Annotated in this window: 19 protein-coding genes and 3 pseudogenes; 12 read left to right on the forward strand and 10 right to left on the reverse strand. The window is 67.9% G+C overall.

The genetic code is table 11. From position 1 onward, the window contains the following. The first annotated feature begins 3 nt into the window (after window positions 1-3). The 5 genes from ACW0Q9_RS03400 (at window position 4) to ACW0Q9_RS03420 (ending at window position 4,628) form a co-directional block, all read left to right on the forward strand. Window positions 4-1,404, forward strand: a complete 1,401-nt coding sequence (locus ACW0Q9_RS03400; protein ID WP_456178392.1) for a lactate utilization protein B — start codon at window positions 4-6, stop codon at window positions 1,402-1,404. Then, window positions 1,401-2,015: a LutC/YkgG family protein gene (locus ACW0Q9_RS03405; RefSeq protein ID WP_456178374.1), complete on the forward strand. Its 615-nt coding sequence runs from the start codon at window positions 1,401-1,403 to the stop codon at window positions 2,013-2,015. Before ACW0Q9_RS03400 ends, ACW0Q9_RS03405 begins: the two co-directional genes overlap by 4 nt. A 347-nt stretch (window positions 2,016-2,362) precedes the next feature. Then, window positions 2,363-2,758, forward strand: a complete 396-nt coding sequence (locus ACW0Q9_RS03410; protein WP_456178375.1) for a GntR family transcriptional regulator — start codon at window positions 2,363-2,365, stop codon at window positions 2,756-2,758. Beyond that, window positions 2,755-3,654 (forward strand): ABC transporter ATP-binding protein, encoded by a 900-nt coding sequence (locus tag ACW0Q9_RS03415; protein WP_456178376.1) that lies wholly within the window; start codon window positions 2,755-2,757, stop codon window positions 3,652-3,654. The genes ACW0Q9_RS03410 and ACW0Q9_RS03415 overlap by 4 nt, the downstream gene beginning before the upstream one ends. Then, complete coding sequence (locus ACW0Q9_RS03420; protein ID WP_456178377.1) at window positions 3,651-4,628, forward strand: ABC transporter permease subunit; 978 nt, start codon at window positions 3,651-3,653, stop codon at window positions 4,626-4,628. Before ACW0Q9_RS03415 ends, ACW0Q9_RS03420 begins: the two co-directional genes overlap by 4 nt. A gap of 91 nt (window positions 4,629-4,719) precedes the next feature. Here ACW0Q9_RS03420 and ACW0Q9_RS03425 read toward each other — a convergent pair whose 3' ends face one another. Further along, window positions 4,720-5,133 (reverse strand): DUF6069 family protein, encoded by a 414-nt coding sequence (locus tag ACW0Q9_RS03425; protein WP_456178378.1) that lies wholly within the window; start codon window positions 5,131-5,133, stop codon window positions 4,720-4,722. Window positions 5,134-5,429: 296 nt separating this feature from the next. Here ACW0Q9_RS03425 and ACW0Q9_RS03430 point away from each other — a divergent pair, with 296 nt between their 5' ends. The 3 genes from ACW0Q9_RS03430 to ACW0Q9_RS03440 all read left to right on the forward strand — a co-directional run bounded on the left by ACW0Q9_RS03430 (window position 5,430) and on the right by ACW0Q9_RS03440 (window position 10,195). After that, window positions 5,430-5,972 (forward strand): DUF6985 domain-containing protein, encoded by a 543-nt coding sequence (locus tag ACW0Q9_RS03430; RefSeq protein WP_456178379.1) that lies wholly within the window; start codon window positions 5,430-5,432, stop codon window positions 5,970-5,972. A gap of 344 nt (window positions 5,973-6,316) precedes the next feature. Next, window positions 6,317-9,322, forward strand: coding sequence for a family 16 glycoside hydrolase (locus ACW0Q9_RS03435; protein WP_456178380.1), 3,006 nt, complete (start codon window positions 6,317-6,319; stop codon window positions 9,320-9,322). A 621-nt stretch (window positions 9,323-9,943) separates the two neighbouring features. Further along, window positions 9,944-10,195, forward strand: coding sequence for a hypothetical protein (locus ACW0Q9_RS03440; RefSeq protein ID WP_456178381.1), 252 nt, complete (start codon window positions 9,944-9,946; stop codon window positions 10,193-10,195). A gap of 109 nt (window positions 10,196-10,304) precedes the next feature. Here the strand turns inward: ACW0Q9_RS03440 and ACW0Q9_RS03445 are convergent, their stop codons facing one another. Genes ACW0Q9_RS03445 through ACW0Q9_RS03455 form a run of 3 tightly spaced genes read right to left on the reverse strand, consistent with a single transcriptional unit; the run spans window position 10,305 to window position 11,907 of the window. After that, a complete protein-coding gene (locus tag ACW0Q9_RS03445) occupies window positions 10,305-10,598 on the reverse strand; it encodes a DUF6510 family protein (protein ID WP_456178382.1) in 294 nt (97 codons plus the stop codon). A 2-nt stretch (window positions 10,599-10,600) separates the two neighbouring features. After that, window positions 10,601-11,341: an FAD-binding oxidoreductase gene (locus tag ACW0Q9_RS03450; protein ID WP_456178383.1), complete on the reverse strand. Its 741-nt coding sequence runs from the start codon at window positions 11,339-11,341 to the stop codon at window positions 10,601-10,603. Continuing rightward, window positions 11,311-11,907: a sulfite oxidase-like oxidoreductase gene (locus ACW0Q9_RS03455; protein WP_456178384.1), complete on the reverse strand. Its 597-nt coding sequence runs from the start codon at window positions 11,905-11,907 to the stop codon at window positions 11,311-11,313. Before ACW0Q9_RS03455 ends, ACW0Q9_RS03450 begins: the two co-directional genes overlap by 31 nt. 380 nt (window positions 11,908-12,287) lie before the next feature. Between ACW0Q9_RS03455 and ACW0Q9_RS03460 the strand changes: the two are divergent. Further along, a pseudogene (locus tag ACW0Q9_RS03460) lies at window positions 12,288-12,437 on the forward strand (IS3-like element ISRhosp1 family transposase); the annotation flags it as partial. A 251-nt stretch (window positions 12,438-12,688) separates the two neighbouring features. On the opposite strand, the gene ACW0Q9_RS03465 reads toward ACW0Q9_RS03460, so the two are convergent. From ACW0Q9_RS03465 to ACW0Q9_RS03490, 6 genes and pseudogenes are all read right to left on the reverse strand, one after another. Continuing rightward, window positions 12,689-13,879, reverse strand: a complete 1,191-nt coding sequence (locus ACW0Q9_RS03465; protein WP_456178385.1) for an MFS transporter — start codon at window positions 13,877-13,879, stop codon at window positions 12,689-12,691. Between the two features lie 171 nt (window positions 13,880-14,050). Further along, window positions 14,051-15,337 carry an MFS transporter gene (locus ACW0Q9_RS03470; protein ID WP_456178386.1) on the reverse strand — a complete coding sequence of 429 codons (1,287 nt, stop codon included), beginning with the start codon at window positions 15,335-15,337 and terminating at the stop codon, window positions 14,051-14,053. A 152-nt stretch (window positions 15,338-15,489) separates the two neighbouring features. Then, entirely contained in the window at window positions 15,490-16,311 is an 822-nt protein-coding gene (locus tag ACW0Q9_RS03475; protein WP_456178387.1) for an isocitrate lyase/PEP mutase family protein, read from the reverse strand. 8 nt (window positions 16,312-16,319) lie between these two features. Further along, window positions 16,320-16,700, reverse strand: coding sequence for a nuclear transport factor 2 family protein (locus ACW0Q9_RS03480; RefSeq protein ID WP_456178388.1), 381 nt, complete (start codon window positions 16,698-16,700; stop codon window positions 16,320-16,322). A 412-nt stretch (window positions 16,701-17,112) separates the two neighbouring features. After that, a pseudogene (locus ACW0Q9_RS03485) lies at window positions 17,113-17,289 on the reverse strand (DUF4241 domain-containing protein); the annotation flags it as partial. A 344-nt stretch (window positions 17,290-17,633) separates the two neighbouring features. After that, entirely contained in the window at window positions 17,634-18,245 is a 612-nt protein-coding gene (locus tag ACW0Q9_RS03490; RefSeq protein WP_456178389.1) for a hypothetical protein, read from the reverse strand. A gap of 94 nt (window positions 18,246-18,339) precedes the next feature. Between ACW0Q9_RS03490 and ACW0Q9_RS03495 the strand changes: the two genes are divergently transcribed. The 3 genes and pseudogenes from ACW0Q9_RS03495 to ACW0Q9_RS03505 all read left to right on the forward strand — a co-directional run bounded on the left by ACW0Q9_RS03495 (window position 18,340) and on the right by ACW0Q9_RS03505 (window position 20,058). Then, window positions 18,340-18,681, forward strand: a complete 342-nt coding sequence (locus ACW0Q9_RS03495; protein ID WP_091261926.1) for a winged helix-turn-helix transcriptional regulator — start codon at window positions 18,340-18,342, stop codon at window positions 18,679-18,681. Window positions 18,682-18,759: 78 nt separating this feature from the next. After that, window positions 18,760-19,248 (forward strand): annotated as a pseudogene (locus tag ACW0Q9_RS03500) (IS5 family transposase); the annotation flags it as partial. Between the two features lie 252 nt (window positions 19,249-19,500). Then, complete coding sequence (locus tag ACW0Q9_RS03505) at window positions 19,501-20,058, forward strand: dihydrofolate reductase family protein (protein WP_456178390.1); 558 nt, start codon at window positions 19,501-19,503, stop codon at window positions 20,056-20,058. Window positions 20,059-20,477: the final 419 nt, after the last annotated feature.

The following is a 20,477-nucleotide window of genomic DNA, read 5'->3' on the forward strand; positions in this document are numbered from 1 at the left end:
GGCATGCCGACGACGGCCCCGCGGGGGGTGGGCAACCTGCGCGAAGGCGAGCCGTTCCCGGCCGCCGCGCGCCGTGGCCTCGCGGACCCGCAACTGCGCCGCAACCTGCGGCACGCCACGACCACGATCCGGGCCAAGTCCGGTGCGGTCATCGCCGAGGTGCCGGACTGGCAACAGTTGCGGGCCGCCGGCTCGGCGATCAAGGCCGATACGATGGCCCGGCTGCCGGAGCTGCTGGAGCAGCTGGAGGCGGCGGTCACCGCGGCCGGCGGCACGGTCCACTGGGCGGCCGACGCGGTGGAGGCGAACCGGATCGTCACCGAACTGGTCCGGGCCGCCGGTGCCGACCGGGTCATGAAGGTCAAGTCGATGGCCACCCAGGAGATCGGTCTCAACGAGGCCCTCGAGGCGGCCGGGATCGAGCCGGTGGAGACGGACCTGGCGGAGTTGATCGTGCAGCTCGGCCGGGACCGCCCCAGCCACATCCTGGTGCCGGCGATCCACCGCAACCGGGCCGAGATCCGGGAGATCTTCCGGCGGGAGATGCCCGGGGTCGACCCCGACCTCACCGACGAACCGGCGGTCCTGGCCGCCGCCGCGCGCAAGCACCTGCGTCAGACCTTCCTCAGCACGAAGGTGGCCGTGTCCGGGGCGAACTTCGCCGTCGCCGAGACCGGCACCCTCGCGGTGGTCGAATCGGAGGGCAACGGGCGGATGTGCCTGACCCTGCCAGAGACGTTGATCACCGTGATGGGCATCGAGAAGGTCGTGCCCACCTGGGCCGACCTCGGAGTCTTCCTGCAACTGCTGCCCAGGGCCTCCACCGGGGAGCGAATGAACCCGTACACGTCAATGTGGACCGGGGTCACCGCCGGCGACGGGCCGCAGCAGGTGCACCTGGTGCTGCTGGACAATGGCCGCAGCGCCGTGCTCGCCGACGAGGTGGGTCGGCAGGCGCTGCACTGCATCCGCTGCTCCGCCTGCCTCAACGTCTGCCCGGTCTACGAACGCACCGGCGGGCACGCCTACGGCTCGGTCTATCCGGGACCGATCGGGGCGGTGCTGTCACCGCAACTGACCGGGGTCGCCGACAACCCGTCTCTGCCGTACGCGTCGTCGCTCTGCGGCGCCTGCTACGACGCTTGCCCCGTCATGATCAACATACCGGAGCTGCTGGTCCACCTGCGCGCCCAAGCCCCGCATCCCCGCAGCGAAGCCATCGCGATGGCCGCCGCCGCGTACACGATGGACCACCCCGCGCTGTACGCGGCCGCGCAACGCGCCGCGGGCCTGGGCCGAATCGCCGGCCCCGCCCTGCCACCACCGCTCAACGGCTGGACCGCCAGCCGGGACCTCCCCGCCGCACCCCCGCAGACCTTCCGCCGATGGTGGGCCGAGCGGTGAACGCCCGCGAGCTCGTCCTCAGCCGGATCCGCGCCGCCCTCGGCGACACCCCGGCGACAACAGCCGGCGTCGCCCGCGATCACCAGCCCGCCGGCGCCGCCGCCGACCTCGACCTGCTGGCCCACCGACTCACCGACTACCGGGCCACCGTCCACCGGTGCACCGACGATGAGGTCGCGCAGGTCATCGACGGAATCCTCGGCGGCGGACGCGTCGTGATCCCACCCGGACTGCCCCGGCACTGGCTGCCCGGCACCGTCGCCACGGTGGTCGACGAGAGCCTCACCGCGGCGCAGATCGCCGCCGTCGACGGGGTGGTCACGGCGGCGGCCGTGGCTGTCGCCGAAACCGGCACCATCGTGCTCGACGCCCACCCGGACCAGGGCCGCCGGATCATCAGCCTGCTGCCCGACGTGCACGTGTGCGTGCTGCGCACCGAGCAGGTCGTCGCCGACGTGCCCAGCGCCCTCGCCCGATTGGCTCCGCACCGGCCGTTGACCTGGATCAGCGGACCCTCCGCGACCAGCGACATCGAACTCAACCGGGTTGAAGGCGTTCACGGTCCGCGCAACCTGCACGTGGTTGTCACAACGGCTGGCCGGTGGTTCTGATTCTTGGCACGCTTCGCCCCGTTGAGCCGATGGCATCCTCGATTGCTGCCGATCTATACCCCGTGCTTCCCGCCGGATAGCAGGGGAGGGCGAGCCATGAGCGTGTGCGTTGCCTGCCGAGCGGAGCGACGCGCACTTGTTCGTATCGGCAGTCGGGTGTGCCGCACGGTAGCCCTGGTCACTGCTTCCACCCACTGAGGTGACTCGCGCCCCGACCGCGCGGGTACCCGCGCGGTCGGGGCAGGCGTGCGCCCGGATCCGGTGCCGCGATCGTGCGGGCGCGTCGGCCCTCTTGACCGCCAACTTACTGCTTTACTATGGTACTAGGAAAGCAGCAAGGGGCTACCGTGTTCGTCTTCCGGCTCGACACCCACTCCGGCGTGCCGCCGTACCTGCAACTCGTCCAGCAGGTCCGCCAGGCGGTGCTGCTGGGCTTTCTCCAACCCGGTGACCGGCTTCCGCTCATCCGCGAGGTGGTCGAGGACCTGGCGATCAATCCGAACACCGTCGCCAAGGCGTACCGGCAGATGGAGCAGGAGAACCTGGTCACCGGCCGGCCCGGCCAGGGCACGTTCGTCAATGAACAGCAGTCGGCCGCGATGTCGGCATCGACGTACACGTCGCTGCGCCGCGGCCTGGCGACCTGGCTGCGCCGCGCCTACGGGGCCGGCCTCGACGAGCAGGCGGTCAACGCGCTTTTTACTTCCGTCCACCAGCAGACGAGGAATGAGGAAGTGGCGTGACAGCGACCGAGTTCGCGCTGCGCACCGACGGTGTGGGCAAGCGGTACCGGAGGGGCTGGGCGCTGCGCGACTGCACCCTGGCCCTGCCGGCGGGCGGCGTGATCGCCCTGGTCGGGCCGAACGGCGCGGGCAAGACCACGCTGCTGCGCCTGGTCGTCGGGCTGCTGGCACCGAGCACCGGCACGGTGGAGGTCCTCGGCCACGACGTCACCGTCAGCACCCCGCAAATTCTGTCCCGGGTCGGATTCCTGGCCCAGGACCACCCGCTGTACAAGCGCTTCACCGTCGCCGAGATGCTCCGCTTCGGCCGGGCCTGCAACCTGCGGTTCGACCAGGGGCTGGCCGAGCGCCGGCTGGCGAAGCTGGGCATCCCGCTCGACCGCAGGGCCGGCACGCTCTCCGGCGGGCAGCAGGCCCAGGTCGCGTTGGCTCTGGCGCTGGCGAAGCGGCCGGACCTGCTCGTCCTCGACGAGCCGGTGGCCAGCCTCGACCCGCTGGCCCGGCACGAGTTCCTGCAGGTCCTCATGGGCGCGGTGGCCGAAGGCGGGGTGACCGTCCTGTTCTCCTCCCACGTCGTGCACGAGCTGGAGCGCGTCTGCGACCACCTGGTCGTGCTCAACCACGGCCAGGTCACGCTCACCGGTGACATCGACACCCTCCTCGCCGAGCACCGGCTGCTCGTCGGCCCGCGCACGGCCACCGACCTCGACCGGGCCGGCACCGTCGTGGAGGCCGTCCACAGCGACCGGCACACGACCCTGCTGGTACGCGACGGCGCGATCCCGGCCGCGCCGGGGTGGCAGGCCCAGCCGGTCGCGCTGGAGGACCTGGTGCTGGCGTACCTGCGCCGGCCGGCCGAGCCGAGCGCCGCGGTCACGTCGGAGGTGGCGGCATGACGTGGTTGATCTGGCGCCAGCACCGGACCGAGGTCTGCGTCCTGGGTCTGCTTGTCGGCATGTTCGGCATTGCCCTGCTCGTGCTCGGGACGCAGGCCCACGACCTGTTCCCCGGCGGTCCCGCCCGGTGTGCGGGAGAGGCCGGTATCAACGAGGACTGCGCGGCCTCCTTCCGCCGGCTCGACGAGGAGTACGGGTACGTCGAGAACCTCCTGGCGGGCTTCTATCTGGTCCCCGTCGTCATCGGTGCGTTCCTCGGTGCGCCGCTGCTCGCGCGCGAACTGGAGGACGGCACCTGGCAGCTCGCCTGGACGCAGGCCGTGCCGCGGATGCGCTGGCTGGCGGCCAAGCTCGCGGCACTGGCCGGCGTCACCGTCACGCTCACCGGGATGTTCACCGCGGTGCTCACCTGGTTCCGTCAGCCATTCGACGCGTGGGAAGGGCGGTTCCAGTACGACGCCTTCGACCTGGAGGGGCTTGTTCCGGTGGCGTACGCGCTGTTCGCGTTCGGCGTCGCCACCGCCGCCGGGGCGATCCTGCGGCGCAGCCTGCCTGCGTTCGGCGTCGCGTTCGGGGCGTTCCTCGCCGCCCGGATGTCGGTGGCGCTGTTGGCCCGTCCCGCGTACGCCACGCCGCTCACCACCATGGAGCCGGTCCCCGTCGGCGGCTCGAAGGACCAGGCGGGGCACCTGCCCGTGCCCAGCTTCGCTGACTGGGTGATCGAACACGGCTACGCAGACGCCACCGGGCGCAGGCTGAGCTGGACCGAGTACTACGAGCTGGAGGGCGCTGCCAACCGGGCCGGCACCAACCTCAACCAGTTCCTGCACGCGCGGGGCATCCAGCAGTTCGGGGTCTACCACCCGGCCGACCGGTTCTGGACGTTCCAGCTCATCGAGGCGGCCCTGTTCGTCGCCGTCGCGGCGGTCCTGATCGGTGTGGTGGTGTGGCGGGTACGGCGCCGTATGATCTAGTGCCCTGACCACAAACGTCCACGGTGTTGGGAAGCCGGCCATGTGCGCCAACTCGCCGCGGCGGTGGATTCTGACCTGCGGGGTGGGGTGGTTAGGCGGGGAGGCGGCGCGCGACAGCGGGGATCACGATCGCGGCCGCGATCAGGTGGGTGAGCATCAGCAGGATCTTGGTGGCCGTCCCGGCGTCGGCGATGACGTCCGGCAGCAGCGACAGGACCGTCAGCACCACCGTCGTGCGGACGAAGGTGCGCCGCGGACGTCGGGCGAACCGGAACAGCAGCGCGGCGATGACGACGCCGAGCAGCGAGAAAGCGGCGGTGAGCACGCCGAAGCCGGCCACCGGGATCGGGGCGCCGCCCAGGTCGAGGCTGACCCCTGCCGCGTGGCCGGCGGCGGCGACGGCCGTGGTGGCGGCGCTCGCGGCGACCGCGGCGATGACACCGTTCCGGATCATCACACCGAGCGTGGAAGTGGTGGCGTGGGTCGTGTTCACGGTGGTGGTCATCGTGCCCTCCAGTGGGTGTGTGGACCGGCTCGGTACCGGCCTCTCACCAGGACGACGAAGAGGACCAGCCCCAATCGACAAGCACGCCCAAATCTTTTCGAAGACATCCGCCACCGGTATACGACGAGGCAGTCCCCGCGTTCATCGGATGAACCCGCGGCGTGTGGACGGTCCCGGCGGTGCGTCCGGCCGCCCTAGGCTTGGAGGCCAGAACCCTGCCCCACGTGCGGTGCCGGTACCGCACGTAATTTGCTGAGCGGGCCTCCAGTAACGGCGGCGTCGCGGCGCACACTACGGTGACCGACGTGCAGATTCCTGGTCTCGGGACGGTTGTCAACGATGCCGATCTGGGTTGGTATCGGAGTGAGCCGGTACCGGTACCGGTATTGGGCGACCAGCCGTGCCGATTCCTGATCGACGGGTACGACGACGACCCGGCGCAGGAGGACTTCCACTCGGCCATCCGCAACTTCCTCGCGCTCGATCACTCGGCATTGGTTGCGGCTTGCCCATCGATCTACGCGTACTACCGAGACGTCATGGATGATGTCCAGGCCGCTGGCGACGACGACTGGTACATCGCGATCGACGGCCCACACACCGTCCTGGACCATGTTCGGCTCGGTGCTGAGCCGACAGCCAGTCGCGATCCCTACGGAGATCAGCGTGTCTACATCTCGATCGAGTGCGAGTGTGCCTGGGAACCAGAGCACGGCCTGCAGATCGTGTTCCGCGACGGCAACACAGTAACCAAGGTCGGTCCGTACGACGGTCACCTCACCAACTCGGCCGCCTACGGCGACGATGACCTCGACGGCGTGGTGTACCGGTCGTACTGACGATGCGCGCATCGCCTGCCCGCCTACCTCCCTGAAGGCCGCACTCCGGACCTGGAGACTCCCGACTTCGAGTCCCCGATCTCCACGCACCTCGGCCGTGCCCGGTACAGCTGGACCGCGAGTTGGTAGGTGAGGAACGCGAGGGGGAGCGCCGGCCGTCCTACGCGACCCCCCTTAGGGGCCCTGCTTTCATTCGAAAATTCAAAAGTTGAACCGTATCGATCTAAAGATTAGCGTGTGGCTCATCGATCTTTTGTGCTGCGAGGTCGAAGACACCGGTTCCAAGGGAGGCGAGCCCCACCGATCCTCCCGGCCGGCCCCCACCACTCGCACCAGGAGGAACCATGACCGCACCGAACGGCCGGCACCGACGCCGGAGAGCCGCGCTCGCGGCCGCAGGTGCCGCGTTGGCGACCCTGCTCGCTACCGTCCCCGTCACCCCGTCCGCGGCGGCGCCCGTCAGCGCCGACGTCCCGCCCCAGGAACCCGGCGTCACCCTGCGCTCATACGACATGGGCGCACCACTGTCGGCGCTGTGCACCCTCAAACCCGCACAGACTCCGAACGTCGACAAGTTGATGCCCCAGATCAACTGGACCAGCACCGACGAGTTCGGCCTGTCCGACCGGTTCATCAGCCACGCCATCGCCAACCTCACCGTGCCCAGCGACGGGGAGTACACGTTCCGCCTCACCAGTGACGACGGGTCGCGGCTGACGATCGACGACAAGCTCGTCGTCGACCACGACGGCCTTCACGGCGAAACCTCCAAGGAAGGGTCGCTCACCCTGACCGCCGGCCTGCACCCGTTGTTCGTCGAGTTCTTCGAGAACGGCGGCGGCCAGGTGCTGCGGCTGGAGTGGCGTCCCCCGGGCGCGAGCGGATTCGAACTCGTGCCGACCTCCGCGTTGAGCACCGAGGCCGACGTCGTACGCGTCACCGCCCCGGGATGGAAGTACTGCGAGGGCGCAACCGACTCGGCGGGAGACGGCCTTCCCCTGGATCGGGTGCACCCCGGCTACACGCTCACCGACCTGCGCCCCGAAGGCTTCGAGCCGCAGGTCACCGGCATGGCCTTCCTGCCCGACGGCGACCTGGTGATCTCGACCTGGGGCGGCACCGACAACGCGACCGGCGAGGTCTACCTGGCCGAGGGCGTCACCGGCAAGACCGGCCCCGAACAGGTCACCTACCGCAAGTTCGCGCAAGGGCTGCGCGAACCGCAGGGAGTGGCGGTGGTCGACGGCACCCTCTACGTCAGCCAGAAGCACGAGCTGACCGCCCTGCGCGACACCGACGGCGACGGCGTCGCCGATGACTACCGGACGGTGGCAACCTGGCCGTGGGGCGGCAACTTCCACGAGTTCGCGTTCGGCCTGCTCTACCGGGACGGGTACTTCTATCTCAACCTGTCAGTCGCCATCAACCTCGGTGGCGCCACCACCGTGCCCCAGCCGGCGCGCAACCGCGGCACGTCGATCAAGGTGAACGCCGCGACCGGCGAGATCACGTACGTCGCCGGCGGCCTGCGCACCCCTAACGGCATCGGCTGGGGACCGCGCGGCGAGGTCCTCGTCACCGACAACCAGGGGGGCTGGCTGCCCGCGAACAAGCTGATCCAGATCAAGCAAGGGGCGTTCTACAACCACTACACCACCCCCGCGGGCCCGTACGACGACAAGGCGGTGACCCGTCCCATCGTCTGGCTGCCGCAGAACGAGATCGCCAACTCGCCGTCCACGCCGGTGCTGCTGAAGCAGGGGCCGTACGCGGGGCAGCTGGTCGTCGGTGACGTGACCTACGGCGGCCTGCAGCGCGTCTTCCTGGAAGAGATCGAGGGGCAGTACCAGGGCGCCGTGTTCCGGCACACGCAGGGCCTGGAGTCCGGCATCAACGAGGTGGCCCTCGGCCCCGACGGCGCGCTCTACGTCGGCGGCCTGGGCGCGGGCGGCAACTGGGGCCAGGAGGGCAAGCTCACCTACGGCCTGCAGAAGCTGACACCCAACGGCACCTCGGTCTTCGAGGTCAAGCAGATGCGCGCGTCGCATGTCGGATTCGAGCTGGAGTACACCGAGCCGCTGTCCGCCGAGACCGCGCAGCAGCTCGCCGACGCGTACCAGGTGCAGCAGTGGCGCTACGGCGCCACGAGCCAGTACGGCGGTCCGAAGCTCGAGCTGGAGACGCTCAAGGTGGCCAAGGCCGAGCTGTCGGCCGACGGCCGCACGGTCGAGCTGCAGATCCCGGGCCTGAAGGAGAACCGCGTGGTACACGTGCGCTCCCCTCGTCCGTTCTCCTCCGCCGGCGGCGAGGAGCTGTGGAACACTGAGGCCTGGTACACGCTCAACGAGATCCCGGGCCGCGTGGTGCAACCGCAGACATTCTTCGAGGCCGAAGAGGGCCGAACGGTCTCGGTCGGTATGGCCACCGACCACGCCGCCTACTCCGGCGCGGGCTTCGCCGCCGGGTTCACCGAGAACGGCTCGTCGACCCGGATCTCCGTCGACGCCGGCGAGAGCGGCAGCTACGACGTGGCGATGCGCTACAGCAACGGCCCGAACCCCTACTCCGGCCAGAAACAGCTGAGTTTGTACGTCAACGGCGAACGCGTCGAGCAGACAGTCTTCCCCTCGACCGTGACCTGGGAGGAATGGGGAACGGTCACCACCACCGTGCCGCTGAACAAGGGGCGCAACGTGGTCGAGTACCGCAAGGAGGCCGCGGACTCCGGACACGTGAATCTCGACGTGCTCGCGGTGCGGCCGCACGGCAAGCGCATCACGCTGTTCAACGGACGCGAGCTCACCGAATGGCAACACACCGACGGACGCGAACCGACCTGGACCGTCTCCGACGGCGCCATGACGGTGCGCAACGGTGACCTGCGCACGTTGCAGGCCTTCGGGGACTTCCGCCTGCACCTCGAGTTCAACCTGCCGCTGTACCCGCCGGACGTGACCGGCCAGGCGCGCGCCAACAGCGGCGTGTTCCTGCAGGACCGCTACGAGATCCAGATACTGGACTCGTTCGGCATCGACCCGCCCCAGAAGAACGACGCCGCGGCCATCTACAACCAGAAGGCCCCCGACGTGAACGCGGCGCTGCCGCCCGAGACCTGGCAGACGTACGACATCGTCTACCGGCAGGCCCGCTACGACGCGGCCGGCAAGAAGGTCGAGAACCCGCGCGTCACGGTGGTCTGGAACGGTGTGAAGGTGCAGGACGACGTCGAGATCCTCGGCCCGACCGGCAGCAGCCGACCCGAAGGCCCGGCGACGGGTGCCATCCGGCTGCAGGATCACGGCAACCCGGTCCAGTACCGCAACATCTGGGTTGAGCCCTTGGACCTGTAGGTTCGCCAGCGATCAGCACGCGGGCGGTCGGGTACCGGTTCGCCGGCCCGGCCGCCCGCGGCCTGGATGGTCCGACAGCTTGTGCCCGAGCCCAACGGAGGTGGTCGTGGCAATAACGGTTGATGCAGGGCGTCCCGGCGACATCTGGAGACTTCACGACGACGACCGGCCGGTGCGGATCAAGAAGCGCCCGCACATGGTGGTGTTCCAGTCGGACGCCGAACCGGCACGATCGGGCCATGACCTCCACGGAAGCGCTGCGGAGTATGGCCACAGTCTCCCGAGTCGATCCCGTGAACTGCCGGCGGTCTCCTGCGGAGATTGGGGGAGCAGGTTGGGAGCAGACGGATGCACTGAACGGCGTTGAACAGCGTCCAACCGCACCCACCACGACCTGCAAGTTCTCGTTTTCGCAGATCAGAGTGGGTGCGGCGTCCTGCTTCACACGGAGTGCTCAACGGCTTTGAAGGGGCGCCAACGGCTTCCTATGCCTGCTGGTGGGGGAGTGTGAGCAAATCAGAGTGGTAACGATCGTGTTGGGCGGAACACGGTGCGTGGGCGTTGGCGGCGCAGGGGCGTCCGCGGTATTCGCGGCCGGCGAAGCCGGCGATCGTGGATGCGGTGGAGCCGCAGATCCGGATGTTGTTGCAGCAGTGGCCTGAGATGCCGGCGACGGTGATCGCGGAGCGGGTCGCGTGGACGCGGTCGTTGACGGTGCTCAAGGATCGGGTGCGTCTGTTGCGGTCGTTGTTCGCGCCGCCGGATCCGGCGCAGAGCACGGACTATCTGCCGGGTGAGCTGGCGCAGTGTGATCTGTGGTTCCCGCGGGCGGACGTGCCGTTGGGGTTCGGGCAGGTGGGCCGCGAGAGCTGACCGCCGGCCGCCACTGCAACGCGGGCATACCCGTAGAGGGTCTTTGAGAAGCTCGCCCGTCGCCTGGACCGGAGCGGTAGGGCATGGTCTCCTCAAACACCCTCTGTGCTCAGGCAGTCGGCGCCGGCAGGCTGAGGACGAGCGATCCACGCAGATCGACCAGGACCCGGTCGGCTGTGCGCACGACGCGCATGACGACGTCCTCGCAGCCGGGACATCGGGCGACGAGGCCGGGCGATCGGTCGAACACGCGCATCGCGGCCAGCGGACGGGTCGTCCGGCACCCGGCGCAGGTGAGCTCGGCAACGGTGAGGTCGGTCCCCATGATCTCGCCGAGCGGTCCGGCGAGGGCGTTACCGTCCACCCAGGGTGCGTCGTCGGCTCCGACGTTGGTGGTCGACATGGTCATCCTCCGGTGGGTCCGAAACGTTCGGTGCGGATGTTCGCCGGATCGTGGCCGATGTCGACGAGGAGGTCGGCAACGGTCTCGACGAATCCGGTGGGCCCGCAGACGAACGCCACGGCGTCGGCGTCGCGGGGCCAGGCGACGCGGGCGAGGGCGTCCGCGTCCAGTCGTCGGGGTGGGGCCGGCCAGCCGGCGGGCGCGACCCTTGTATAGACGTACGTGACGGCAACGCGCCCATCGTCTGCGGCTCGCACAGTTGAAAGATCCTCGGTGAACAGCGCCTCGGACGGGGACCGGGCCGAGTAGAGCAGTCTTGTGGGATTCGTCGCCGCACGCACCATCGACATCAGCGGCGCCACGCCGGACCCGCCGCCGATCAGCAACGCCGGGCGCGGATCTGCGGGTCGGCGTACGAACCAGCCGCCGAGCGGTCCACGGATCTCGAGTTGGTCACCTGGCTCTGCAACTTCGACGAGGTACGGCGAGACCTCGCCGCCGGTCACCGCCTGGACGGTCACCTCGAGCCGGCCGGGCCCCGGGGCGGACGAAATCGAGTAGCTGCGGTACGCCGTGTAGCCGTCGGGGGCCGTCAACCGGACGTCGACGTGCTGGCCCGGCACGTGGCCTGTCCAGCCGTCAACGTCGAGGACCAGGGTCCGTGCCGTCGCAGTCTCCGCCCGGGCGGCGGCGACGGTCGCCGGCTGCCAGGTCAATCTTCCCGGTACCGCTGCTCGCGCCATGGGTCGCCATAGTTGTGGTAGCCGGCCGTCTCCCAGAACCCGGGCTCGTCGTCGAGACGCAGTTCCAGAGCGCGCAGCCATTTCGCGCTCTTCCAGAAGTACAGGTGAGGAACGAGCAGACGAGCCGGCCCGCCGTGCACCGGAACCAGGGGCTCGCCGTCGAACTCGTACGCTACCCAGGCCTGGCCGTCGAGTAGGTCCTCCAGCGGGATGTTCGCGGTGTAGCCGCCGTAGGAGTGGGCGACGACGTACTCGGCCGTGGTCTCGACGTCGGCCAGCAACGTGTCCACCGAGACGCCTCGCCAGCTCGTGCCGAACTTCGACCAGTGCGTGACGCAATGGATGTCCACGGTCGGCTCGTCGGCAGGAAGAGCGGTGAACTCCGCCCACGACCAGGTGCTCCGCTCGCCCGTCTCGGTGACGACGGCGAGCTCCCACTCGTCGATGTCGATGCGCGGCGTGGGTCCCGCCGACAGCACCGGGAAGTCGTCCGTGCGGTACTGGCCCGGCGGGAGGTTGGTGTCGTCGCGTCTGCGGCCGCCAAAGCCGCGTGTGATCACTGCCATGCGCCTCTCCCCATGTGGCAGGGCGGCCGCGATCCCGCTGCCACCCGTGCTTCCACCCGGCCGGTGAAAGTCGATCTGGTACCCGCCCACGACGTCATCGTCAGCCCGTGCCCCGGTGATGAGATTCTCTGCGGTGGGATCGTGGTTCCCCGCCATTGTGAGTAATTAAATTGGACCATCTGGTCCAGGATAGACTGGCGTGGCGTTGGTCAGCAAACCTCGCTGGCCATCGACGACTTGGAGGAGCGGCAGCGCGCCTGGCGGTCGTGGCGATGCATTCCGCTTGGGGGATGCCTCCGCATCGAGAATCCATTGGACTGCAGAGTCCATGATGCGGGTGGAGACTGCTCCGAGTTGGTCGTTCGCCATGTCGTAGCTGACGGGTCGAGCGGATCATGCGGCAACGCGACGTTGTCGGGCGGCACCTGCGCCGCCGTAAACGCACCACCATCCTGGATCAGGCTGCCCCGCCGGCGTCGAACCTGATCGACCGGGACTTCACCGCCAACGCACCCGATCAGCGGTGGTGCCGCGGTCGCCCGCCCGCTGCGGCCGAGGCGTACTTCGCCACCCTCAAACGAAAACTCGACGTCGACCACCGGCATTGGACGGCCGAAGCCGGCGCCCGCCATGACGTGTTCCGGTGGATCGCCTTCTGGTGTCCACATCCCGAGGGGAACCTCATAGGACGTGTTCGTGCTTCCGATCACTCAATGTCATCGGCAAGATCGTCGCCACTGCTCTCGTTTTGCTGCACGCCGAGCAGGGCCGAACGACATATTCACCCCGAGTTACAAGCCGTTGCTGGGAAAGGCTCATTGGGCCGGCTGGTCGTGTCGGTGTGCGGGCTGCGCGCAGCGATGACAGTGAACGCGGTGGCGAGGACGGCAAGTGCGCCGTACCCGAACGCGATGTGCGGCACCGAGAAGACGCTGGAGAGTTCAGCGGCGATGAGGCTGGGCACGGTCGCGCCGCTGTAGCTGAGGAGATATACGACGGCGAAGATCGGTGCCCGGTCGTGCAGGGTGCTGCCGTACAGCAGGCCGCGGGTGACGGCACTTATGGCGATGCCCTGAGCGGCTCCCGCAACGATAGTTGCGGCGACGAACAACGGCAGTGCGCCGGTGGTAATCGCGGTGATGATGCCGATCCACCCGGCCAGGAAGGCGATCATGCCGATGCGCTGAGCTGCCGCCGGTGAGAACCGGCCGCCAAGGGGGGCGCCTAGCGCGCTGGGGCCCATGTATGCGGCGAACACCAGTCCAAGGACGAGCGAGCTGGTGGTGTGAAGCTGATCTTTGACCAGTGCCGGCACGAAGGCCTGGTAGAAGGCCCCGGTTGCCCAGGTGGCCAGGAACACCGCGGCCGCGACGGGAAGCAGATGTCGGACGCGGACCGGTACCCGAACGCTAGGGCGCAGTGAACGCCAACCGCCCGGCGAGGGAGTCACGGTCTCCGGGCTGATGGCGACGAGCGCGGCCGACAGGAGGAGCAGGCTAATGACAACCAGGTAGATGAGGTCACGTGGCCAGGGGCCGAATTGGACCAGGGCACCGGAAGCGATGGCGCCCATGGCGAGACCGAGCATGACTGTTTGGCTGGAAGCGACAGAGGCCAGCCAGGTCGGCTTGGTGGGTGCGGCGTCGACGATGTAGGCGGTGAGGCTGCTGCTGGCCAGCCCGGCGCCGAGGCCCATCAGGAGCCGACCGGCGATCAGGATGCCGATGTGGTGCACGTTCAACAGCAGCAGACAACCCAGTACGAGCAGGCCGAGGCTGGCGATCGCTGCAGGCCGTCGGCCCACATGGTTGGACAGTCGTCCCAGCACCAGCAGCGTGCTGAGAGTAGCGGCGGAGTAGGCGACGACGGTCAGGGAGATGCCGGCGTTGGTGAACCCGTCCTCGGCCCGGTAGATGTTGAAAAGAGGGATCGTCGAGCCCACTGCGGCAAACACGGCCACCAGTGAGACCACCGCAGATAAGAATGCAAGCCGGAGCGTTCTGTCCCGGCCCAAGTTGGTCGCTGGAATCACGTGTTGCATCGAGCCGTCTTTCTCTTGTTCTGAACCATGCCGGCCACTTCTGGAGGTTTCGGGGTGCGCACGTCTACGTGCCCGGCCACCCCTCGCCTCGTTCCGGTCTCCTCATTGCCTCCGGGCGAGTGTCACGAACCGTGCCGCCACCGCGGCGAGCACGGCGGAGGTAAGGACAACGAAGCCCGCCGTGAGGAACACCATCTGCAAGGTTGTCGACGAAACAAGGATCGCGCCGAGGCCAGACCCCGCCGCCAGGGCTATCTGAAGGTTCGTCACATTCACCGCGGACGCGGCCTCCGGGGTCTCCGGGGCCGCGTCGAGTATCCAGACCAGCGTTCCCGGGTTCACGATTCCCCAGAACAGGCCCCACAGCACGAGCAACAGGCCAGCCAGCCAGGGTAAGGAGCCCGCGCAGGCCAGCCCGATGAGTAATGCGGCCACCACCGTCGCCGCCCCGGCGAAGCTGCCGATCACTCCGCGCTTAAACAGCGATCCGGCGACGATTGAGCCGACGATGCCACCGCAGCCGTATATCACGTAGAGCAGGGAGATCACGCCGCTGGACAGTTGTGTGTGGTCCATCAGGAACGGGGTGATGTACGTCCAGGCGGTGAACTGTCCGATGAACACAACCGCGCCAGCTGCCATCCCAAACCGGGCGGCCCGTCGCGTCACGACTCCCACGAGATCACGCAGCTGCGTACGCCCGTCCGGGGGAATGCCCGGCAGCACGACCGCCTGCGCAACCACGACAAGCAGTGTCGCCGCCGCCGCAAAGGCGAAAGTGACACGCCAGCCGACGAGGTTGCCAAGGAACTGTCCCGCAGGCAGTCCCACCACCGTCCCACCCGAGATACCCGCCGCGATGATGGTGATGGCGCGAGTGCCGCCGACCGGGCCCACCAGCTTGGGTCCGACCGGTGAGACCACGGTCCAGAAGGCTCCCAGGGTGGCGCCGAAGAGCATGCGGGCGATCAACACCAACACGAAGTTCGGCGCCACCGCGACGACCGCGTTCGACACAAGCACCGTCAGACCCAGGACAAGGATGACGGAGCGGCGGTTGAAGCGGCCGGAACCGAGGAAGAACAGCGGCGCTGACACCGCGGCGCTGAAACCCGGCACGAGCACCATCAGCCCCGCGAGGCCGAGCGAGACATCCAGTCCGTCGGCAATCTGCGGCAGCAGCCCCACCGGAAGCGTCTCCGTCATGACGATGACGAACGCGCCGAGCGCGAGCGCACCAACGGACGCCCAGCCCCGCCTGCTACCGGGCTCCGCGGCAGCGCGGGCAGCTGCAGGCTCGATCGGGACGGCCGCGGTGCACGACGATGACGTGACCACGGACACCTGCGATGCGTGGTGTGCCGGCGTCGCCTGTTCGAGTTCGATCATATGTTCTCCTCACTCATCGCATGCTCCTGGCACGGCTCCGCTCTGTGAGCACCCGAGGATGTTGTGCGCGAGTAACGCGGGCGTCCAAGACACCTCACGTTGCGATCCAGCCGCATGAGACCAGTGCGCGGCCGCTCGGTTGCATGGGCGCGTCAAGCCTTGATGAGGTCGATGATGTGGCCGAAGTTGAGTTCTGATGCGAGTGCCGTCAGGTCTCCCGCCGCCAGCTTCGCCGCAGCCGCCTGTGTAGCTCCGAGAGCGTGCGTGTATGGGTCGACCCCGAGGCTGATCCGGCGGACACCGATCGTCTGGAGTTCCGCGAGGGTAGCCGTGTCCTTGGGGCTGACGAGGACGTTGACCGGCTTGGGCGCGACAGCCTTGACGACTGCGCTGATCGAGGCCATGTCCGGCAGGTTCGGTGCGTACAGGACGTCAGCTCCTGCTTCCGCGAAGGCCGTGAGGCGGCGGATGGTGTCATCGATGTCGGAAATTTCCCACAGGAAGTTGTCCGTACGGCCGGTCAAAACGATCCGTCCGCGTGCAGCTGCGCCGGCGGCCTCGATGCGGCGAACCGCGTCATCGAATCGACGAATCGGGTTAGAAGGGTCACCCGTGGTGTCCTCAACTCCGATGCCAGCGAGACCGCGGGCAATGGCAGCGTCGACAGTGGCCGCGACATCTTCGGGAGTCTCCCCGTACCCGTCCTCGAAGTCGCCGTTGATCGGCAGGCCACTCACGGACGTGAGTAGGGCGGCATGGTCAAGGTGCGTGTCGCGGTTGATGGCGTGGATACCGTCGAGCCGGCCCAGTGTCGCGGCGAAAGCCGCTGAAGAGGTCGCGATGGACTTGAATCCGGCCTCTTTGAAGAGCAGAGCCGACGGGCCGTCCCATGCGTTGGGCATGATGAACGTACCGGGGCCACGATGGAGTTCGACGAACTGTTCGTAGCGTGCCTGGGCTGGAATATCAGACATGGTGCGGGTCAGGCGCCCGGGGCGATCGCGCAGGCGGAGACGCAGACCCAGGTGCCCTCGCGCTTCTGGTACACGTCCGTGTACAGCGCTTCTTGCACCACTCCATCGGCGATCATGGTGTAGGTGACGCGGCCGTGGATCAGTGCAACGTCGCCGAGGATGCGGATCTTGAAGTCGCGCAGAACGATGTCCTTGATGGGTCGGGGCTTGGCGATGTATTCGAGGTACTCCTGGCGGTTGCGGGTGACACCCGGTGTCTGCACGATGAAATCCTCGGCGAGGAATTCACTGAATCGCTTGGCGTCGCTGGCCTCGTCCGAGTGGATGTAGTCGAGGTTGAGCTGTTCGAGGATTGCCAGATCTTCGGCGGACTGCTTGGTTTCGTTCATTTCTTGCTCCTTGTCGTGGAGTTCGGCTTTCGCCGAGCTGGGTTGTGGTTCCGTGCCGCATATGCGGTGCTGGCGCGAGCGGTCGTGCCGTCTAGTTGGTGTCAGATTCGTCGCGCCTGTTTCGGCGACCACGTCGCAATCCCGGTCGGGCCTCGGCGCGCGCCCACCGCGGTCGGTTCCGCGGCTGGCGGCTCCTGCATGCTCCGTCCTCGAGTGGCGGTGGGTTGGAACCGATGAGTTCGGTCGCTCCGTCGACCATACAGTGACAGGACTGTCTGGTCCAACCTAAGACGTCGCGGCGCCTCTCGGCATGCGCGCCTGGTCGCCCTGGCCATGCCGGGTCTGTGGCCTGCGTCGGCTTGTGAGCAGGTCGGTGCGGGTGTTTGACGGCCCGGCTGCTGGGTGCCCGCGATCATCCGGACAGCCTTTCAGCAGTGCTTCCGGGTACCCGTGTCCGGACTCCAGCGTCCAAGCTTGTGGCGGCGGCGCCCACCCCGAGGCCGTAGAAACCGTCGTTGCCGAGCAGCCGTACGTCCTGCCCGGGGCGGACCGCGAGTTCCCAGCTTGAGGTCGGCTTGTCGAGGATCCGTAGCCTGGCCCGCCCAACGCCACGACGAGCACCTCAGCCCACGCGCGAGAACGAAATCGAAGACATCCACAACTCCCCGCCCACGCCGCACGGGTTAAAGCTCAAAATCAGCAGATGCGACTCGAACCGCAACTCTGCTCCAGGACGCGTCCGGCGTGGGTGTGTCGGGCAATACGAGGCCACGAGGTAGTCCAGAACCGTGGCCACGGCCACACCTGTTCTGTTCTTCGTATCCCTTGCAGGAAACGTAAGGATCATCAGGTGGCGGCCGGTTTACGTCTTCACGAAACGCTGCATCCGTACACGATCAGCGCGACGCGCGGGCGCCGAGGTTGAAAAAGGGTTCAGCTGACATTGTCAATGCGGTTGTCCACGGCGATCCAGTTCGTCTCCCACGTCTCCCCGCCGTCGCCTGAGAAGGCCTGCTCGAACCTCGCCTTGTCCGGGCTCTGCCGGAAGATGAGGAAGCGCACCTTGATCGCGCGTCCCCCGAGTTGATCGTCGCCGTAGAACTCGCCGACACCGTCGTGGAACCCGCCGTACACGGACGGGGTGAGCAGTCCATCGCGGATGTTCACGAAGGTCAGGCTCCAGCGCCCCGCCTGGGGCTCATAGAGGCGCAGATTGAGGCCCTCGATCCGTCCGTTCGGCCCCGAGACCTTAAGCTCGACGACATTCGCACGCCGGTCCAGCAGTGGGCGCACAACGCTCGTACCCTCGAAGTGGAGCCATTCATCCTCGGATTCCGAGAGCGGATCGGCGAGCACCCGCACCTTGGTATGCCAGGCGCCGATCTCCCAGTCGAAGTCACGTTGGCCGTCCTCGGCAGCCGCCGAAGCCCTGAGGGGAGCCGCCGCGGCGTCGCCCGACGCCGCTATCACGGTCAGCATGAGGAGCGACAGGCACGGGACCAGGATCTGCTTGTACGGCAGAGTGATCTTGGTGTGAAGGTTCATGATCCGACTATCTGAGCGGAGCACGCCCATGAACAAGAAGGCACCTGCAGGTAACCCCTCACGGTCGCGCCCCAATCCTCTACCCGGCTGCCCGATGGCCGCGGCGTTCGCCGCGATCGGTGGAAAGTGGAAGCTGACCCTTCTGTACTGGTTAGCCCATGGCGAGTGCCACTTCGCCGGCCTCCGCCGTCTGGGCGCGCCGATCACGCCCAAGGTGCTGGCCGAGCAGCTGCGTGAACTCGAGGCTGACGGGCTCGTCGAGCGCGTCGTGACCGGACCCGTCCCGGCGCCAATCATCTACAGGCTCACCTCCTACGGCACCACGGTTCTGCCCGTCGTGGAAGGCGTCCGGGTCTGGGGCGAGGCGCACCTTCAGCGCACCCACGGCCAGGCCACACCCGACGAGTCGATGCGCTGCACGCACGCGATCGCGTAGCCCGCAGCTAAGGCGTGTTTCAGAGATGTTGGGGATCGGGGAAGTCGCGGCGTGGCGGTGATCGGTAGACAGCGAGGTCCTGCCGACCATGCCTTGGGCCGCTCGCGCGGGGGTCTGACCACCAAGACACACCTGGCCTGTGAGCAGGGCCAGAAACCCATGGCTATGCTTCTGACCGCCGGGCAACGCGGCGACAGCCCTCAGTTCGTGCCGGTGTTGGAACAGATCCCGGTGGTCCGCCCCGGCGGCGGCCGGCCGCGTACTCGTCCGGACCGTGTCCTGGCCGACAAGGCGTACACCTCGAAGGCCAACCGCGCCTACCTGCCCCGACGCCAGATCAAGGCCTGCATTCCGAGCAAAAGCGACCAGGACGCTCACCGCAAGGTCAAAGGGTCGAAGGGCGGCCGACCATCCGCCCTCGATCCCATCGTCTACCAGCAGCGACATGCCGTGGAGTGGGTATCAACCGACTCAAACGCCACCGCGGCATGGCCACCCCGGTACGACAAGTTGGCCGTCCGCTACCAAGCAACTCTCATCATCGCCGTCATTGGCGAGTGGCTATGAACCTGGGTTGGTTATGAGCGCGAGTAGCGGTCCTGACTGGCCGGGCGTCTGGATCGCGGCATCTTCCGGCGGGTTTCATGGGGCGTGAGTTTGGGACCGCCCTGGTCGTCAGTGTCGAGCTGGCAATGCCCGCGAGCGAGCGCAGGCTCGCCCAGACCGACGACTTCAACGAGGACAGGGCGCGTGTACCGCGAGCTCGCTGACGCGACGCCCGCCTGGTCCGACGCCTTGGTGGCGTTAGACTCGCCGGCCATGGGAACGCTCATCTTCAGCCTCAACCTCACCCTGGACGGTTGCGTCGACCACCAGGAGGGGATCGCCGACGACGAGACGCATGCCTTCTTCACCCGTCTCATGGACGAGGGCGGGGCAATGCTGTGGGGTCGCGTCACCTACGAGATGATGGAGAGCTACTGGCCGGCCGTCGCCCGCGGCGACGAGGAGGCGCCGCCGGCCATGCGCGAGTGGGCGGTCAAGCTGGACGCCAAACCCAAGTACGTGGTGTCGTCGACGCGCAAGGACTTCCCGTGGGCCAACAGCCACCACATCGCCGGTGATCTGCGCGAGGGCGTGCAGAAGCTCAAGGACGCGACCCCGGCCGGGGTCCTCCTCGGAAGCGGCAAGCTCGCGACCGAGCTCGACCGGCTGGACCTGATCGACGAGTACAAGATGCTCGTCCATCCCAGGATCGCCGGCCACGGCCCGACGCTGCACCAGGGCGGGCTGCCCGGCACGCGCCAGCTCGAGCTGCTCTCAGCGGAGCCGCTCCGCAACGGCGCGGTAGCCATGCACTACCGCCGCGCGCGCTGAATCACAGGAGTCCATCGCCGCCAGCTCACCGGCAGCGCGGCGTCCTCCTTGCGCTCGCCGTGCAGCGCCGAACGACTCCTCGAAGGCGAGGACGTCTTCGAAGAGCCCGGTCGAGAGCTCCGTGGATGTCGCCGGCGGCGCAGCATCGGCCGGAACGGCTACTACGAGGTCGATGCCCTTCTCCGCGGCCACAACATCATCGGCGACCCCGGTAATTGGTCGACATCCTTGCGCTCACCCGCCGACGCCACCTGGTTATGAGACACGCCTTAGCCGTGGACGGGCCCAAGCAGCGGCCGCCCTGCGCCTCCTGTTGTGCTGCCACCACTTACCCCCGCCACCCATTGCGTGGCTCTTCGGGGGCGGGCGGATCAGTCGGCTGTTGCCGAAGAGCCACGCTCCGCCTTTGTCAGTCACTT

This window comes from Micromonospora sp. I033 (assembly GCF_053890995.1).